Source organism: Vibrio maritimus, assembly GCF_021441885.1.
Taxonomy (GTDB): Bacteria; Pseudomonadota; Gammaproteobacteria; order Enterobacterales; family Vibrionaceae; genus Vibrio; species Vibrio maritimus_B.
In genome coordinates this window covers 1,264,285-1,281,846 of sequence record NZ_CP090439.1, presented here as the reverse complement: position 1 = coordinate 1,281,846, position 17,562 = coordinate 1,264,285, and the positions used below count along the sequence as shown (strand labels likewise).

Annotated in this window: 19 protein-coding genes; 11 read left to right on the top strand and 8 right to left on the bottom strand. The window is 45.1% G+C overall.

Annotated features, from left to right (window positions below; genetic code table 11):
- Nucleotides 1-3: 3 nt before the first annotated feature.
- The 3 genes from LY387_RS22175 to LY387_RS22165 form a co-directional block, all read right to left on the bottom strand.
- Nucleotides 4-309: a hypothetical protein gene (locus tag LY387_RS22175; RefSeq protein WP_234496368.1), complete on the bottom strand. Its 306-nt coding sequence runs from the start codon at nt 307-309 to the stop codon at nt 4-6.
- A gap of 18 nt (nt 310-327) precedes the next feature.
- Nucleotides 328-1,119: a hypothetical protein gene (locus LY387_RS22170; protein ID WP_234496367.1), complete on the bottom strand. Its 792-nt coding sequence runs from the start codon at nt 1,117-1,119 to the stop codon at nt 328-330.
- An 80-nt stretch (nt 1,120-1,199) separates the two neighbouring features.
- Entirely contained in the window at nt 1,200-1,850 is a 651-nt protein-coding gene (locus LY387_RS22165; RefSeq protein ID WP_234496366.1) for a curlin subunit CsgB, read from the bottom strand.
- A gap of 396 nt (nt 1,851-2,246) precedes the next feature.
- Here LY387_RS22165 and LY387_RS22160 point away from each other — a divergent pair, with 396 nt between their 5' ends.
- From LY387_RS22160 to LY387_RS22150, 3 genes are read left to right on the top strand one after another with little or no spacing between them, the layout of a single operon-like run.
- Complete coding sequence (locus LY387_RS22160) at nt 2,247-2,675, top strand: curli production assembly/transport protein CsgE (RefSeq protein ID WP_234497828.1); 429 nt, start codon at nt 2,247-2,249, stop codon at nt 2,673-2,675.
- A 25-nt stretch (nt 2,676-2,700) separates the two neighbouring features.
- On the top strand, nt 2,701-3,102 hold the full coding sequence (locus LY387_RS22155; RefSeq protein WP_234497827.1) for a curli assembly protein CsgF: 402 nt from the start codon (nt 2,701-2,703) through the stop codon (nt 3,100-3,102).
- A gap of 17 nt (nt 3,103-3,119) precedes the next feature.
- On the top strand, nt 3,120-3,956 hold the full coding sequence (locus LY387_RS22150; RefSeq protein WP_234496365.1) for a CsgG/HfaB family protein: 837 nt from the start codon (nt 3,120-3,122) through the stop codon (nt 3,954-3,956).
- Between the two features lie 77 nt (nt 3,957-4,033).
- Here the strand turns inward: LY387_RS22150 and LY387_RS22145 are convergent, their stop codons facing one another.
- Both LY387_RS22145 and LY387_RS22140 read right to left on the bottom strand, forming a co-directional pair.
- Nucleotides 4,034-4,501 carry a DsbA family protein gene (locus tag LY387_RS22145; RefSeq protein WP_234497826.1) on the bottom strand — a complete coding sequence of 156 codons (468 nt, stop codon included), beginning with the start codon at nt 4,499-4,501 and terminating at the stop codon, nt 4,034-4,036.
- A 271-nt stretch (nt 4,502-4,772) separates the two neighbouring features.
- The gene (locus LY387_RS22140; RefSeq protein WP_234496364.1) at nt 4,773-5,453 is read right to left on the bottom strand and encodes a LuxR C-terminal-related transcriptional regulator; all 681 of its coding nucleotides are present in this window, start codon (nt 5,451-5,453) and stop codon (nt 4,773-4,775) included.
- A 498-nt stretch (nt 5,454-5,951) separates the two neighbouring features.
- On the opposite strand from LY387_RS22140, the gene LY387_RS22135 reads away from it, so the two are divergent.
- Together LY387_RS22135 and LY387_RS22130 are read left to right on the top strand one after the other, a co-directional pair.
- Entirely contained in the window at nt 5,952-6,680 is a 729-nt protein-coding gene (locus LY387_RS22135; RefSeq protein ID WP_234496363.1) for a hypothetical protein, read from the top strand.
- Nucleotides 6,681-6,789: 109 nt separating this feature from the next.
- Complete coding sequence (locus LY387_RS22130) at nt 6,790-7,785, top strand: hypothetical protein (protein ID WP_234496362.1); 996 nt, start codon at nt 6,790-6,792, stop codon at nt 7,783-7,785.
- A gap of 59 nt (nt 7,786-7,844) precedes the next feature.
- On the opposite strand, the gene LY387_RS22125 is transcribed toward LY387_RS22130, so the two are convergent.
- A complete protein-coding gene (locus LY387_RS22125) occupies nt 7,845-8,525 on the bottom strand; it encodes a LuxR C-terminal-related transcriptional regulator (protein ID WP_234496361.1) in 681 nt (226 codons plus the stop codon).
- Nucleotides 8,526-8,893: 368 nt separating this feature from the next.
- Nucleotides 8,894-9,094, bottom strand: a complete 201-nt coding sequence (locus LY387_RS22120) for a restriction endonuclease subunit S (RefSeq protein WP_234496360.1) — start codon at nt 9,092-9,094, stop codon at nt 8,894-8,896.
- A 246-nt stretch (nt 9,095-9,340) separates the two neighbouring features.
- On the opposite strand from LY387_RS22120, the gene LY387_RS22115 reads away from it, so the two are divergent.
- From LY387_RS22115 to LY387_RS22090, 6 genes are read left to right on the top strand one after another with little or no spacing between them, the layout of a single operon-like run.
- The gene (locus tag LY387_RS22115) at nt 9,341-10,297 is read left to right on the top strand and encodes an AAA family ATPase (protein ID WP_234496359.1); all 957 of its coding nucleotides are present in this window, start codon (nt 9,341-9,343) and stop codon (nt 10,295-10,297) included.
- 55 nt (nt 10,298-10,352) lie between these two features.
- Entirely contained in the window at nt 10,353-11,357 is a 1,005-nt protein-coding gene (locus LY387_RS22110; RefSeq protein WP_234496358.1) for a DUF58 domain-containing protein, read from the top strand.
- A gap of 14 nt (nt 11,358-11,371) precedes the next feature.
- On the top strand, nt 11,372-11,863 hold the full coding sequence (locus tag LY387_RS22105; protein WP_234496357.1) for a DUF4381 domain-containing protein: 492 nt from the start codon (nt 11,372-11,374) through the stop codon (nt 11,861-11,863).
- Nucleotides 11,860-12,828 (top strand): VWA domain-containing protein, encoded by a 969-nt coding sequence (locus LY387_RS22100; RefSeq protein ID WP_234496356.1) that lies wholly within the window; start codon nt 11,860-11,862, stop codon nt 12,826-12,828. Before LY387_RS22105 ends, LY387_RS22100 begins: the two co-directional genes overlap by 4 nt.
- Nucleotides 12,821-14,686 (top strand): VWA domain-containing protein, encoded by a 1,866-nt coding sequence (locus LY387_RS22095; RefSeq protein ID WP_234496355.1) that lies wholly within the window; start codon nt 12,821-12,823, stop codon nt 14,684-14,686. The genes LY387_RS22100 and LY387_RS22095 overlap by 8 nt, the downstream gene beginning before the upstream one ends.
- Nucleotides 14,687-14,691: 5 nt before the next feature.
- Nucleotides 14,692-16,320 carry a BatD family protein gene (locus LY387_RS22090; RefSeq protein ID WP_234496354.1) on the top strand — a complete coding sequence of 543 codons (1,629 nt, stop codon included), beginning with the start codon at nt 14,692-14,694 and terminating at the stop codon, nt 16,318-16,320.
- A gap of 59 nt (nt 16,321-16,379) precedes the next feature.
- On the opposite strand, the gene LY387_RS22085 is transcribed toward LY387_RS22090, so the two are convergent.
- Nucleotides 16,380-17,423: a porin gene (locus LY387_RS22085; protein WP_234496353.1), complete on the bottom strand. Its 1,044-nt coding sequence runs from the start codon at nt 17,421-17,423 to the stop codon at nt 16,380-16,382.
- Nucleotides 17,424-17,562 lie beyond the last annotated feature (139 nt).

Sequence of the window (17,562 nt, the reverse complement as noted above, 5' to 3'; positions counted from 1 at the left end):
TTTTTATTTTGGTGAGATATGACAGTGTTCGTCTACAGCAAATACCTCTTCATTAACTGTATTCATGACAGTCAAGGGAAAGGCTTCTCGTTGAAGATAAAAACTCGACACGCCACCGTTTTGACTCGATGTTAATACGGAGGAGTCGCTCGTCGTAACTTGAATCCTTAGCGCTTCATCGTCTCCTACGCTGAGCTCAACCACGAAAAATGGACCGTCTTTGTAACATTTCATGTACTCACCGAGGTTATTGGCATCAGCGAAAGTCGAACAAAGTAAAAAGGTTACCCAAAGGGTAACCTTTTTCATATAGAGGCTCATAGGAGATTAGTACTGAGTCACTGTGACTGACGTATTGTGAGAGTTTGTTTGAGCAACATACGATGCATCATCCCACGTTTGTGTTACGTCTACCATATTGTTAGTGGATGAATGTAGGAAGACTTTAGAGTCGTTGCGGTTGCCTTTTTGGTTCACACTGATTTCATTGTCTGAACTAGCAGCGCGCAGAGACACGATCGACGTGTTATCAAAGCGAGAGGTATTCTTACCCTGTTTAACATCTACTGTGTTGTTAGATGATGCCGCATCAAACCAAACTTCAGAGTCTTGTTGTAAGCCATTCTGTACTACAGTCGTCTCGTTACCTTTACTCTTATTAGTAGAACGAACACGAGACCAGTTATCTACCCCGTTTTGCGTAACTGAAACAGTTGAGTTGTCTTCATCGTGTGCCATGTACACAACAGAGTCGTTAGCGTGACCTGTCTGCATGATATCGACATCTGCGCCACCAGTTTTGCCTGCGATTTTAACCAAAGAGTCATTGAAGCTGAAATTACCAGACTGTGTAATCGCCACATCATTATTGTTACCTGGGCTTTGCAAGCGAATATCGACTGCGGAACGGTTACCGTCAAACACGCCGAGTTCACCCTGCGTTACCGTGACCGTAGTTCCTTGGTCATTGGCTTGTAGCACCACACTGTTGTTGTCTTGACCTTGATTGGCCAGTTGACCGTAGCCACCGAAGTTGACTTCTTTACCCGTTGCAGGACCATTCGCCAAAGCCGTAGTAGAAGCCAATGCCAAACCTATACACAAAACTAACTTTTTCATAATCACACCTATTTCCTTTTTTTCTTTCCTTGTCGACAGTTTTTCTCTTGCGAGAAACTCTTTCTAAACCGCGCTACTACTCAATTCGCTTGGTTTATATAAACTCTCATGGCACTCGACGCATTGATGATGGCTGCATCGCCACCGTCTTGCGAAATACCGAGATTGGCACCACCTCCAGCAACAACAAGCGCTATATTGTTGTCATTTTGCTGGTTGATGCTTAGCCTGTTGGGCGAGCCTGAGAAGTTGGTCTGCCCCAGCAACGCTAGGTTGTTGTCACCTTGTTGATTGACCAATGCTTCTCCGTTAAACCCTATTTGCCCAACAGCAGCAGCGTTGTTATCACCCTCTTGGTTGATATACGCCACGTTGTTATTACCCTTTTGTCCTACTAAAGCGGTATTACTCACTCCTTCTTGCCTTACTCTCGACCGATTCCCTGCACCAGGTCCGTGACTTTTTTGCGAGACGATAACAACCGAATCAAATGAGTTGACGGTCTCTATCTCCGACAGGTTGTCTACGTCTCCCGAATACGAAGCGAGGTCCTCATAATCGCTTACAATGTCCTCACTCACGCCATGTAAAAAAGAGCCACCCGACGACAAACCGCCGTTTGGTGCCAGCACTAATGGAGAGGACGAAACGGGTAATGATGTAGACGCCATTAGAATGGCGCCAATTACCCCATTCCACACCAATTGTCCTCTGTTTCTTGACCATCCCATGTAAGCTCTCCTTGCGTTCAACAATGTTTGTTTGACTACGAAATGAACTGAGTAAATACATTGGATGAACACCCAAGATGTATTTAAGGTCCAGTTAACGTGTCGAATATTGTTGCGCCTTGGTAAGAGTAAATATTGGTGGGGACATTAACCCTAAACTTAAATTGATTTATCAAATTAAGTTCTCAATGAGATGTGCAATATCTTCTATGAAATGGTCATCGCAAGTATGAAAAAATTAATCTAATAACTAGTGCTCTAGTTTATTTTGGATTCATATTCGGTGGATTAATCTTAATGGTGTCGGTGTTATACCGCTTCTCTTGTATCGGAAATGGATTTCAAACGGGATTAGGGATGGATAAGCTGCTTCCTTCAATTGCAACCTTGCTTCTCATGACGAGCTCTACCGTGGCTGCGGAGAGTTTGGAGAGTAGTGCCCCCCTTGAAAATGGTGGCAAGCTCGAAAGCCACGAAGCCTCTCCGTTTTACAACTATAACGAAGTAAGCGGTGTCATCGTCGATAGAACGATTACACGTCTGGGTGAGGATTTTTATTTTTTCTTTTCTCAGCAACTGAACGATCAGTACCCAGACTTACAAGAAAACCTTTCGGTCAAAGAAATACCTACAGCATTGTCCGGCAGTATTATTGAAGTGTTTCACTCGAGGCAAGTGATATATAGAACCGCTCTTTCACCTGGTCGAAGACAAGCAAAAGATAGAGCGAACGATGCCATTAGAGTAGTGGGCAATTATATGATCCGCTGGCAAGCAGAAAGGCTGTATTTAGACACGTTCGATTTAGAGCATGATGAATTCTAAGGAGTCAGGGATGGCAAAAGCAACCATGAAACTTACCCTGTTAGCGGCAGCTATAATGACGCCGCTGTATGCGTTAGGAACGGAACTTATCTATACCCCAGTCAACCCAAGCTTTGGGGGGAATCCGTTGAACAGTACCATTTTGATCAACCACGCCAACGCGATTAATGATTACGAAGATCCAAATGCCAGCACGTTTGACTTCGAAGAAGAATCTTCGTTGGACAGACTAGCCTCAAGCTTGGAGTCACGATTAATCAGTCAGTTGCTTGCAGATATAGGTAACGGCAACACAGGACAACTCGAAACCGATGACTTCTTCCTAAACGTCGTCGACGATTCTGGCACTCTACTGGTGCAAATCGTCGATAAGTTAACTGGTGAATCGACAGAAATCAGTGTTTCTGGACTCAATCCCGACCTCTAATTTACAAGGAAAGTGTTATGAAAGGTCTCGTTATGCTATGCCTAGCGGCAATGCTGGGTGGGTGTGCTTATTCCCTAGATATTCCAGATACCTCAGCGACACCAAAGCTAATGCCTAGAGGGGCAACTTACACAGATCTCGTGTCACTCCCTAAGCCTGCGGGAAAGATTTTAGTCTCGGTGTATGATTTCAGAGACCAGACGGGTCAATACAAGCCCCAGCCAAACAGTAACTTCTCAACCGCAGTTCCTCAAGGTGGAACATCGTTGCTGACGACCTCGTTACTTGACTCACAGTGGTTTATTCCCTTGGAACGTGAGGGACTGCAAAACCTGCTAACAGAACGGAAAATAATCAGAGCGGCTCAAAAGAAGGAAAAAAGCATCTCGAATCACGGTGCTGACCTATCGTCGCTCAACTCCGCCAACGTGGTCATCGAGGGAGGCATCGTCGCCTATGACTCCAACATACGCACAGGTGGTGTTGGTGCCAAATACTTAGGCATTGGTGCGTCAGGGCAATACAGAACGGACCAAGTGACAGTAAACCTCAGAGCGGTGGACGTTCGCAGTGGCCAAGTCTTACTGAGTATCACCACGTCTAAAACCATTTCCTCTCATGAGATAGGCTTAGGGGCGTTTCGTTTTATCGACTACAAAGAGTTACTTGAAGTTGAGATGGGATACAGTAATAACGAGCCTGTAAACATAGCAATTATGTCAGCCATTGACGCTGCAGTGATTCATCTTATCGTGAAAGGAATGGAAAGAGGCATGTGGTCCTCCCAAGACCCAAACGCGATGTCTAATCCTATCATCGCTCGCTATTCAAACGAGACCACAGAAATACTGTAGTGCTTGAGCACGTTCCCAACGAGTAAGCAGCAAACAGGGCTATGCGGAAAAAGGAACTTACCCGTGGCCCTGTTTTTTCATCCTTGATAAAGCTCAGAGATCAGCGCCTCTAGCTCATCCATATTGTTCAATGAAGGCAAAATAATTTGCTTGTTACCATTGACGATAATCGTTGGCGTTTGGCGAATACGGTATTCACTGACCAAAAGGTTGTGCTCTCCTACTTCGTCTTTTATGCACTGGCTTGGCGTTTCGAACTCGCTCGCATCAACGCCGCAGTCATCCAATACGTCCAACACATCCTTTCTATATCTAGGAGCCTCGTCTTTAGTAAAATGGATTCGACGGATAAGCGCCTTGATATAAGCATGGGCTTTATTTTGTCTCCTAGCGACGACATACCCTTGTTGTATCTCACTACCTATCTTTCCAACGGGGACAACAACTTCCTTGATGTCCATACCTTTGTCTGAAGCAAGCTTAAGAATTGGGTCATGGACCATGGCACAAGGTCCACAATAGGGAGAGTGAAATAGCATGACCATCGGAGTCACTGTAGGCTCCCTATCCATTTCGAGGTAATGGATACCCTCTCGAAATTGACCAGCCACACTAACGCTAGACACCAGGCTTAAAAGAAAGACAGTAAAAAGACATCTCATCGCTGAAACTCCTGAACAAAAGGAGCTCAAAAGTAATAGAAACTGTATTTGTAGTGAACTCAATGAGCAGTAGATAAACGTAAAAAAGCAGAAGCGAATAGGCTCGGCTTCTGCTTTACATTGCTACCACGGGATACACACTAAGGACTAATTGTTACGGCACGAACTCGCTCGTCGCGACGTTGTTTTTAACCCATAGTAGCGCCTGCAGGCGATTCTTCACTTTTATCTTCTTGAAGGCATTATGCAAATGCGCTTTAACCGTGTTTTCGCTCACAAACAAGGCATCCGCAATCTCTGTGTTAGAGGCACCATCGCCAAGCAGTTTAATGATTTGCTGCTCGCGCTTAGTAAGCTTTGTGTAGTAAGGGCTGGTTTTCGCGCACTGTCGACGTCTATAAAAATGCACATATTCGTAGACAAGCTTACGACTCATCCAAAGCTCACCGGCTAAAATACGCTCAAAGCCGTTGACTAAGGTTTCAATGGTATCGGTGTCATAAAAAACCCCGACCAAATTCTGCCACTTAAGCATTTCAGCATGAGCCAGATTAGAAGGGGCATTGAGCAGGATTTCTTGAGTATACCCCTCTACGTCTTCAAACACCTCTAAATACTTGGCTACGTTTCTATTACCAATCGCAGAGTAATCAATAATGATATAACTCGTATCACTACCTAGCGTTTCGTCACGTTGGCTATATAGCGTCTCAGGAGACACCAAGCGTATAGTGAGCGCAACCTTTTGCTCTATGGAATCCTTGAGCAGATTAGATTGCAGGCTGTTTCCGGCCAAAAGAATAGCGTTGCGTGCGATATCCTTATCATCTGACATAACAAATCCTTCCATGTAGGTCGTTCAGTCATTCTAATTCAAGAGTATAACAGAGGATTTTTAACCTGGCAGACCAAAGTAATAGATGTGACCAAGTTAATTTTTTAAATTTCATGTAGTTAAATCCACATTCTCAGTAATGAGAAAAGTCTTATTCATGTAAGTCGTAGCAGAACTCACCCTCATAGATAACGAGTCACCTTTCAGCTTTAGCCTTCTCCAGGCACTCCCAAAAAACATGACCTCAGACGCAGATGCATCACTAAATAAACTTACGTTTATTTATCGAGAAGCAACGCTAAACCATATAACGCCCAGTAATCCGAATTAGTTAGCCGCAGTGACTTAAAATTATCCTCCGCAATTACTAGGGATAGTTTATAAAGCCTTTGCCTTTTTATACATAGTATTTAGATACAGATGGGCAGTAACAGCCCACGCAAAGGTACGTAGATAAAGTTAGGACGTACACCGAATAATAAAAACTGAGTAACGATCATGGATAGGACATCAGCAAGGTTGCGTCAATGTTATGGCATGAAGAGCTTAGCGAATTTTCTGACACTATTTGTCTTGAAGTGTTCAGGTGCCCTTTTAATAGGAACACTTCTAATAGTAACCACCACAGTTAATGTCGTTGCGAATCCATTAAAGGGATATGTAGTACCACTCTCAAGCCCAATTACAAATGAAGGCAAGTTTGGGACTGGGATCGAGAGTTCACCTTTTGGTTCCATCGAGCAAATAGAGAATCAACAAGATCTAGCATCGACCAACGAGCTTAACGTTTCAGAGGTCGATATTGAAAGCTCTAGCGGCTCTACTGTGCACATTTTTCAACAGAGTGATGACTGGGGTACAAACTGGGCCGAAGTCACTGTCGATGGTAATGGAAATTATGTGTTGGTCAGCCAAGATGGCAGCCAAAACCAGGCTTATCTAGCACAAAGTGGCGATGACAACACCGCCCTACTATTGCAAAAGGGAGTGAATAATACCGCCCTGTTACTACAGGACGGAAACGAGAACTTTGTGTTCGTAACACAAAAAAATATGAAGGGGAGGCATCACAGCAAAGTTAGTGTTTCACAGCTAGGTAATGGTCACTCAGCCGTCATATTGGCGGGGCCAAAAGCAAACGTGGGAATTGAACAAGCAGGTAGTGCGCCAAAAGCCATCATCATGGACGTATCCAGTTCAATGGCGGTTGACGTCACCAGCTATTAGGTTAGATAGGCTACTTGGCAAAATGAACCGCTCTCGCAGATTCATTTTGTGGGCTTAAGGCGCCTACCTAAATAGAGATTTTTTTATTAGGTATTTTAAGGAAGAAATAATGAATTATTCGAAAGTAGCAGCGTCAGTCGTTCTGACATTGGCAATGACAGGTATGGCAACTGCATCGGAGTCAACCATTAATATAACAGGTGATAACTCTAGCGGTGCGACAAGCCAATCTACACTGGCCAGCAGCGAGGCGAGTATTGTGATTAACGCTTCAGAGAGTTCATCCGTAATTTCTCAAACTGGTGACGACAGCGCTGTTGCAAAAATCAAACAATATGGTGACGACTCAACGGCTTCTATTACTCAAACACAGGAAAGCAGTGCCCCTAACTACTTGAAGAAGCGTAAAGCATTCATCGATCAAACCGCACTAGCAGGTAATAATGACGCGATAATCGTTCAAGAGACCGCTGCTGGCGAGGCTAGCATTAAGCAAAGGGATAGTACAACAAACGCACTTGCTGAGATTTATACCAGTGGCGCTGGTAGCTCCAACATGACTATTGACCAGGCAAGTGTTACTGGGGAATCTAAAGCCAAGATTTTAAATGTTAGTGACAAGACTTATGCCAATCAAAATAGAGATACAGCCACAATTAATCAAGTGAGAGGTTCGAATTTAGACGCCTCAATCGCTCAGACAGGAAACGAAAACAAATCCAAGATTCAGCAAGGATACGTAAATGGATTAGAGCTAACAGATTCTAAAGCAACTATTAACGTTGTCGGTGATAAGAATGAGCTATCCATTGAACAAAAGTTCGGCGCAAACAACATGGCCTTGGCTGAGGCATTTGGTGACGAAAACACTATTGATACACTACAGCATGGTAGTCAAAACTCTCTGACAATTGATGTGACGGGTAATGGAAACAGTGCCGGTGACGCGGACTTTATGATCTCACAAGTAGGCAGTTTTAATTCAGTTAATGCTAGTATTTGGGGAGACAATAACGTTAGCGTTATCTCACAAGTAGGAGATAATCACATCGCAAATAGTATGATTATTGGTAGTGGCAATACATCGACAATTACTCAACAGTAAAAATAAACAGCTCCCTTCGAGGGAGCTGCTTTTCTCTATAAGCTCACAAGGTAGCAAAACTAAGTTAAATACTCATGCGGTGACACATTATCTTTCACCCAAATCAAAGCCTGCAGACGATTTGAAACATTGATTTTCTTGAAAGTATTGTGTAGATGAGCCTTTACCGTGTTCTCGCTCAAGAACAGCTCCTCTGCGATTTGCACATTCGTTGCCCCCTCACCCAGCAATTTAATGATCTGCTTTTCTCGCTTGGTTAGATGCGTGTAATAAGGGTTCGTTGATGCACACAAACGCTGCCTATAGAGCTTAATGTATTCATGAATCAACTTGCGACTCATCCACATTTCACCATTTAAGATGCATTTAAACCCTTTGATGAGTTTGTCCATATCATCGGTACCATAGAAGATCCCTACCAAGCGCTGCCATCGAAGCAGTTCACTCTGTCTGATACCCGGTTTTGAATTGATAAGTACTTCTTGTGCCTCTACGTCAAAGTGACTTCGCAGCTCGTTGTACTTAGTTAAATGACGTTCACTCAATGCAGGTTGATCAACAATAATCAACGACACCTCATGATCATTGTGTTGCGTTTGGTAATTGTTAAGCCGTTCGATAGAAATTAGTCGAATATCCATAGCCAGCTTCTGTTCTAATAATTCCTTTAACAAACTGGATTGTAGATTATTCTCTGCCAACAGTACTGCACGTTGGCTCCTAGATTGAGCCGTTTGCATTATTATCTCCATTTAATAAATATTGTGCGTGTATCTAGTAACAAAGTTAATATTAAGGTAATTCAGGACTAATACGTCAAGACTAATTCTTGTGACACATATCCCATTGCAATCGGTTGCAATTATTCAATATCTTATTTAACAATTGGTTACAAAGCATTCTCAATTGTGAGACGCAGTGTTACTTAAGTTTACGAATTATGTTTTAATTTGATGCAGCGCACATTGAATATAATTAACTAGTACATTAGTTTAATTTTCAAATAACACTTAGAGGAAAAGCCAATAATGATTTTGGTTGGAGATAGAAAAGCCTCGAGGTTGAATTTTCAATCTCGAGGCTTTCGGGGAAACGATCGTACTAGATACTAGTGAATCGGGGTTTGGTTGTCCTTGTTGAACTTACCAAAATAGTGCTCTAGCACTTCTGGAGTGAGCTTGCCTTCGGCTTCCAGTCTTTTGAGTTCTGCGGCAATTTCACGTTGTTCTTCAATCGAAGGCAGCGCTACTTCTGGCTCAGACTCTACTTGAGACGCCATTTGCTCTAGCTCTTTCTCAAAATCGCTCATAATGATTAACCTCATCTATAACTCTAAACTTCGGCTAGTGTACTCGTTTTGAGTGATCCATACCAATTATCTGTTGATCTAGGTAAGCAACTGATTGCTTTTCATCCAGCTTGCTCTTGAACTTTGTCCATAGCGCCCACAGCTATGTATTTACAAAACAATGACCTAGATTAGGGAACTTTTCTCTCATTGTTTTCTCTATTTCTTATACTGTTTTCTTAATGCTTGCTATAAGGACCCATTATCATGCCAGCACAGTCTTTCCAACAACTACAACAGTACTTGCAATCTCAAGTTATTGGCCAAGACAACCTCGTCAAGCAACTACTCGTAGCATTACTGGCTGATGGTCATATCCTAGTAGAAGGCCCTCCGGGTCTTGCTAAAACACGCGCCGTAAAATCCTTAGCAGATTGCATTGAAGGGAGCTTTCACCGTGTCCAGTTTACACCCGACCTACTTCCATCGGACCTGACAGGTACAGATATCTATCGCCCAGAAACGGGGGAGTTTCAATTTAAGTCTGGTCCAATATTCCACTCATTGGTTCTCGCAGATGAAGTGAACCGTGCCCCAGCAAAAGTACAAGCAGCGATGCTTGAAGCAATGGCGGAAAAACAGATCAGTGTGGGTCAGACGACTTATCCGTTACCGGAACTGTTTTTGGTGATGGCTACACAAAACCCAATCGAGCAAGAGGGCACCTACCCTCTTCCAGAGGCGCAACTCGACCGCTTCTTACTTCATTTGGAAGTGGATTACCCGAATGAAGAAAGTGAGCTTGAAATTTTAAGATTGAATCGCGGCGAAGCTCAGGGCGAAACGCATCGATTTGAAACCAAGATTTCTCAAGAATCGATATTTAAAGCACGCCAAGAAGTCCTTGCCATACACATGGCTGACGCAATTGAGCGCTACATCGTACGCTTGGTCATGGCTACTAGACAACCAAGCACTTACAGCGCCAATCTAGAAAACTGGATTGAAATGGGTGTCAGTCCTCGTGCGACAATAGCATTAGACCGAGCAGCAAGAGCACACGCTTGGTTAGCAGGGAGAGACTTTGTAAGCCCAGAGGACATCCATGAAGTTATCTATCCGGTGCTACGCCATCGCCTACTGCTAACCTATCAAGCACAAGCAGAGGGCATTAATGGTAATGCGGTTATCGAAGAGCTGTTACGCACTGTGGCTTCAGCATAAATGGAGCCCTAGCATGATTGCTATCGCACATGTAAGAAGATAAGAATAACACTCTATGTTCACTAGCATTAAATCAAAGCTAAAGCAGGCATTGGGATCAACTGAAATAGTTGCACCATCTCTACAAGACTATGTGACGATGGGAAAACTACCTCAGCGGACTACAGGTGTAACCGTCACTCTAGAAGAGCTCTGCTTTTACCAAACGCACAGTCAACGGTGGCAACCACCAGCTAAAAGTATTTGGTCGCAGCTCAATGGACAGCATGCGAGTCCACGAAAAGGTCGTGGCATGACCTTCTCTGAAGTTCGCCAGTACCAAGCCGGCGATGACGTACGTCAGATTGACTGGCGTGTTACAGCAAGAACAGGAAAAGTTCACACTAAGCTTTTCACCGAAGAGCGAGAACGACCTGTCGTTCTATTTATAGATTTGACGTCGAGTATGCTCACGGGCACGCAATTGTTACTAAAATCGGTTCAACAGTGCCACTTAGCAGCATTACTCGCATGGGTTGCATTGAGTGGGAAAGATCGCGTCGGCGCAGTAGTTCGCGTGGGTTCTGAACTAGTCGAGATCAAACCTTCTAGTTCAAAGGCATCGGTCCTTCGTCTATTGAGTCAGCTATGTATGCTGCACAATCGCTTCTTACATCAATCGCGTCACAAAGAACCTGCTATTCTCGCCGATCCTTTCAATGCTCTCTCTAACCTTTGTAAAAAAGGCAGCGAGGTCATTGTACTTAGCGATTTTTCTGAGCTGACCGATGAGAATAAACAAGCTATGGGGCGACTCGCTAGGCACAATCGCGTACGCGCGATTCAAGTCTTCGACCCAATCGAAATAGGACGCACTCTGGCACGGGGTACTCAAAAAGTTCGGGGCAGACATCAAGAGCTTTCTCTGGATTTTTCTAGTGCCCAAGTAAAGCATCAATTAGCGGATGCTTTTAACGATCAAAAAGACTCGTTGGCAAAGACGTTATCAGACCATGGGATCGCACTATCACAGATATCTAGTGGTTCACCTTTACTTAGCCAACTCATCAAAACGCTTTAGTCGACAACGAAATCATGAATCAATCAACACAAACGTCATCACTGCCTCTTAAACCAATCCACCTTCCTGAAGAACCAGGAATGTGGCCGCTTCCTTGGGGTTATTGGGCAATCTTAGCCATCGCTATTATTTCAGTTTGCTTTTTGGTGTGGATGATTCGCCACCATAAAAAACGCTCTAGAGCTAAGGTGGCGGCGTCCAATCTTATTAAAACTAACACAAACTCGACACCATCATCGGCATTGGAAGTCGTTCGGCAAGCGGCACTCAGCTATTTCCCACGTGAAGACATCGCTAAGTTAACGGGTGAAAAATGGTTGTCTTTTTTGGATTCACAACTCGATCAACCTCGCTTTGCTAACAACCATCCACAATGGCAACAAGTGCTATACACTTCTGGAGTCAACAACAAAGAAACGAACCAAGCGCTCGTCGAAGACTGTCTTTACTGGGTAGAGAAAGCACTCCCACCTAAACGAAAATACCGAAACTGGAAGCAGTCATGACTGGATTTACGTTTGAATGGTGGTGGATGTTTGCAGCGCTCCCATTACCCATCATTGCCTATCGCTTAATGCCAGCACAGTCTTCATCAGTGAGAGTGACCTTACCACATATAGACTCGGCCTCGACGTCTGCAAATCGTCGAGACACAATGGGAAAAGTACTCGCGGTGATGGCGTGGATTTGCTTGGTAACCGCGAGCGCGCGCCCGGTTTGGTATGACGAACCCATTACTGTCTATCCCAAACACCGCGATATGATGCTCGTCATCGATCTGTCCTACTCGATGGCGCAAGAAGACATGTTGTTTGACGGTGAATATATCGATCGATTATCAACAGTAAAACGCGTTGTATCGGACTTCATTCAGCAGCGAGAGGGCGACCGTTTGGGCTTAGTTTACTTTGCCGATCATGCCTACCTTCAAACGCCACTCACATTCGATCACAAGGCGATTGAGACTCAACTCAACCAAACTGTGCTAAAACTTATCGGCACACAAACCGCGATAGGTGACGGTATTGGTCTTGCAACCAAAACCTTCATTGATGGCGATGCGCCCCAACGTGTCATGATCTTGCTCAGTGATGGCAGCAATAATGCTGGCGTTCTTGACCCAATGGAAGCCGCCGAAATTGCCAAAAAGAACAATACCATTATCTATACCGTCGGTATTGGTGCTGGTGAGATGCAAGTACGTGAGTTCTTTATGACTCGCACCGTTAACACTGCGGAGGATCTCGATGAAAGAGCTCTGATCGACATTGCAGAACTGACTGGCGGGCAGTATTTTCGAGCAAGAAATGCCAAAGAACTGAGCACCATTTACGATACGATCAACGCACTGCAACCCGTCCAGCAAGCGACTCAGTCATGGCGCCCAAAAACCGAATGGTTCTTTGTCCCTACATTTATCGCCTTACTGTTATTGGCTATGACTCTGATGATTAGGAGGAGCCATGTTTGATTTTGAGTTTCTCTACCCACAAGCACTTTGGCTGCTATTGCCTATGGCGGCTATTTCTCTATGGCTTAAGAGTAGTCAAAAATCTTCAAGCATTATTGCTGACCACCTCGCCAAAGCACTTGGCTCCGATACAGAGAAGAACAACCTCTTTTGGTGGTTCACTCCCCTATGCCTTGCCTTAATCATCGCTTTGGCGGGACCTAGCTTCGGAAAGGCTGAAAAACCGGGCGCTCAATCGGCAAACTCAAGGGTTTTGGTGGTGGATATGTCTCAGTCGGTCTACGCCGAAGACATTAAGCCAAGTCGACTTGCTCAAATCCGCTATAAGGCGCTCGATATATTGTCTCTGTTTGAACAGGGCCAAACCGGGTTGGTGGCGTACGCTGGCGATGCATACACCCTTAGCCCTCTCACAACGGATGCGGCAACCTTAGCTAATGCCATTCAGTACCTCTCCCCTGAAATCATGCCTTTTCAGGGCGCGAGGGCAGATCTGGCCGTTGAACAGGCGGTCAAGCTAATGACACAGGCGGGAACGACTAGGGGCAGTATCGTTCTATTCGCTGACGATCTAAGCTCTTCAGAATCAGAGGCCATAAGCAAGGTGCTTAATGGCACTGACTTCACTTTGTCCATTTTAGCTTTTGGTAGTCAAAGCGGAGCACCTATCCCGCTCAACGATGGCTCGCTATTGACCGACAGCCAAGGCAGAACCGTGGTCGCAAAAACACCCCACAAACAGATGCAACAGCTTGCAAAATCATTGGGGGGCAATTTCGCCACTTATCAAACCGACAACTCGGATATCGAAAAATTAGTAGCCGCATCATCGTTTGAAGGGATCTCCGAGTCGTCAGGGCAAACGCTCGATATCGCTATCAATCATGGCTATTGGTTATTGCCTCTCGCGCTGCTTTTAGTGCTTCCACTGTTTCGTAAAGGAGTGATCTTTTCATTGATTGGTTTGATGGTTGTGTCTGCTGGCTACCCTACTCCCGCGCAAGCTTCAGTGTTAGATGGGGCATTCTTGAATAAAGACCAGCGCGGGCTCGCCGAATACGAAGCGAATAACTTTAACCAAGCCGCAGCTCTGTTCCAAGACCAACGCTGGAAATCCGCTGCCTACTATCAAGCTGGTGACTATCAAAGTGCCCTAAATGCACTCGAAGGGCTTGAAACTGTAGATGACTTATATAACAAAGGAAATGCCCTAGCTCAGCTGCAGAAGTTAGATCAAGCTATCGACGCATATGAAAAAGTTCTTGCAGCCAATCCCGAGCATACTGACGCCAAATACAACCTAGAACTCCTGAAACAGCAACAGCAACAGCAACAGCAACAGCAACAGCAACAGCAACAGCAACAGCAACAGCAACAAAAGCCTGAAGGTGATGCAGAGCAGGAGCAAGGACAATCTCAACACAGCTCCGAACAGCAGGACAGTTCCGAACAACAACACAGTTCTGAGCAACAAGACACTGCTGACTCAAGTCAGTCTCAGCAGAGCCAACAAGAGCAATCTCAAGACAATGGAGATGGTTCAGAAACACCTCAACCTTCAAGCCCTAGTGACCCTGAACCTCAATCACCATCAACGCAAGAGAGCGAGCGAGAACAACATGACGAGCGTCAAAGTGATGCACAATCAACGACAGGCGAAGCAGAGCAAGATTCTAATGAGTCACCGCAAAGCGACTCCAAGGTCACTTCTCAAGCACAACAGCAAGAAGCGAACTCTGACCTTCGTAAACTAGAGCAAGTGGAAAGCGCTCGCGATCCTAGCTATCTGCTCAAAGCGCAAATGCTATTGCAAGCTAAAGAGAAAGAGACTCCGTCATCAACGGGTAAGAACTGGTAAACAAAATGAAATCAAGATTATCTTTCATTAGACCATTAATCGTCATCTTAACGATTCTAACAAGCTATAACGCGCTTGCGCTCAATGTCTCCGCGAGCGTGACCAAAACGAATGTCAGTAAAGACGAAGTCATTCAGTTAAAGGTCATGGCCGACGAAAAACTCGATGGAAGTAAAGTAAATTTCGACGTATTGAGTGACGACTTCTTTATGGGGCGACCAAACTTCAGCTCTTCCGTCAACATTCTCAATGGCACCAGAACGGATAGCAGTATCTGGACTATCGCTATTGCGCCACAGCGACTCGGGAAGATCGTCATACCTAGTTTCGATGTTGATGGTGTCAAGACCTCTCCGATCACGCTGAATGTCACTATGGATGAACAGACGCCTACGACCGACGATCTCATCGAAGTTCGCACACAACTGAGTAAGTCTGAGCTTTATCCGAAAGAGAGCACCATTCTTGATACCCGTATCATAGTAAAGGTCGACCCAAGGTTGTTACAAAACCCATCGCTAAGTGATCCCATCGCAACAGGACTGAACATTGAGCCTATCGCTGAACCGAAGCAATACCAAGCGGTGATGGATGGCGTTGAGGTGTTGATCGTTGACCAAAGCTACCATGTCACCGCGAAAGAGAGCGGCGATTTTACTATCACGGCTCCAACTCTGCGTGGTGGAGTGTTGTATGGAAACAACCGCAATGGCAGTACCAAGATCTTAAGCCTTGATGGTAAAGCGCCTCAGGCTTCGATTCGCGTGCTGCCGATACCTGACGACTACAACGGTATTTGGTTACCTACGGCCTCTCTGACCGCTGAGCAATCGTGGACATTAGATAATGGAGAGGAGTTAACGTCTAATTCTGTTACTCTCCAAGCAGGCGATGCACTGACTCGCACCATTTCGGTAACCGCACAAGGGGTATCTCAAGAGCAAATGCCAGCTCTTACCATCACCAATCCGCGTGCATTTCGAGTGTATCCAGAAAAACCAAGCTTTATCAGCAACCCTGACGGCTCCGTTACCATGACAATGAAGCAGGTGTTAATCGCCAAATCGGTCGATAAAGTCAAACTACCTGCGCTTGATATCCAATGGTGGAACACAAAAGAGAAGAAAGCCGATACAACGACGCTAGCTGGCCTTGAGGTCGACATCGAGCAAGGAGAAGGCTCTGTTCCAGCGCTTCCTTCAACCAGTGCTGTTGTGCCCCCTACTCCTCAAACGATAACAGATGCCGGCATCTGGCCAGCACTGACGGCGTTATTCGCGGCGCTTTGGCTAGCATTTGTTTTTCTTTGGTATAGAGAACGGAGTCGCGCTCCCAAGACAGCATCTCAAGAAGTTTTTTCTACAGGGAAGTACCGCAATACGGCAGAGAAAGACCAGTTTATTCAAGCGATAAAATCCGGCGACCCAATTTTGGCTCAATCTTGCTTTGAGCATTGGCGAAAGCAAGAGCGCCTTCCAGAAGACTTCGTTACTTTTGCTCAAAGTGAATTGAACAGGATGAGCAAAAGCTCGCTAGGTCATTCCAGCGGTGCTTGGGACAATAAACAGCTTATAGAACGTACTGAAAAGCTAAAACTAGCGGGTGACGAGGCTGACTCCTTGGCAAGACTCTAACTTACTGAAACAGAAAAGGCGCTCCATTGGAGCGCCTTTTTAATCATCAACCTAAGCGATTATAGGTAGAAACGAGTACCGATGATGAACTGGTGGTCTTTCGCTTTCATGTACTTGCCTTCACCTTGGTTATCGTAGTTGTAACCTGTGTATGCACGTAGGCGAGGAGAGATTGTGTACTCAGCTTGAACAGACGTACCAGACTTAACGCGTAGGTTATTTTTGTCGTCGTTCATCTCTTCGTGCTTAAGGATTAGGTTTAGACCGAAATCTAGACCGTAAGCAAGGATAGAGTCGAATGCTTTAGTGCTATCAATTAGCTGGTTGTCAAAAGAGTTCATGTGCTTGTTGTCAGCATAGGTTGCCGCAACGTACAGACCAGAACCGAAGTTACCGTATTTAGCAGACACTAGCGCAGATTCAGCAGTTTTTTGCTTGCCTTGTTTCTTATCGATGATATTGCCAGAGTTGAATGCAGCGTTTACGTTGAAGCCAGCGATGTTGTAGCCAGCAGCAACTTGTGCGCGGTTTTGAGTCGTTAACCACTCTTGCCCTGCAGAGTCTTTTTGCTCGTTGTAACCTTGCCAGCCACCACCGATGTATAGTGAACCTGCATCTTCAAAATCAAATGTGTTTGAGTATGCTGCCATTTTTTCAGCACGTGCAGTACCGAAGAAACCGTGGTTGTCGTATAGGAACTCGTTTGACCAACCGATTGGAGTATCAACTACACCCGCAGCCATGTAGTAAGGAGACCACTGTGTACCAGCAGCTAGACGACCGTATGTGTCGTGACCAAGGCCGATGTAGCCCAGACGGGTCTTGAACGAGTTTTCGCCGCCTTCTAGCATGTTTAGTTGCCATTCACCTTTGAAATCAGCCTTGAAGCCGTTACCTAGGTCTTGGATAACTTCTAGATTGATACGTGGAGACTTCTCTTCAACAGCTGCATCTTTGTTCTTACCGTTTGCACTTGTTAGACCAACAGTTACGTGACCGCCGATGTTCATCTGCGTGCCTTCTTTGTTGTATAGCTCTAGTGCGTTAGCTTGAGTACCGATTGCTGCAGCTGTAACTGCTACTGCTAGTAGTGTTTTGTTCATAATGACTTCCATATGACGGTTTCGTACTTAAGCGCTTCTTTCTATCCATAAGAGCGAGAAGCAAAACTCAAGTAATAGGGTGTTAATCGCACTACCTGAATGCCTGCATTGACAGAACACTCACTACAAGTGCATGAAA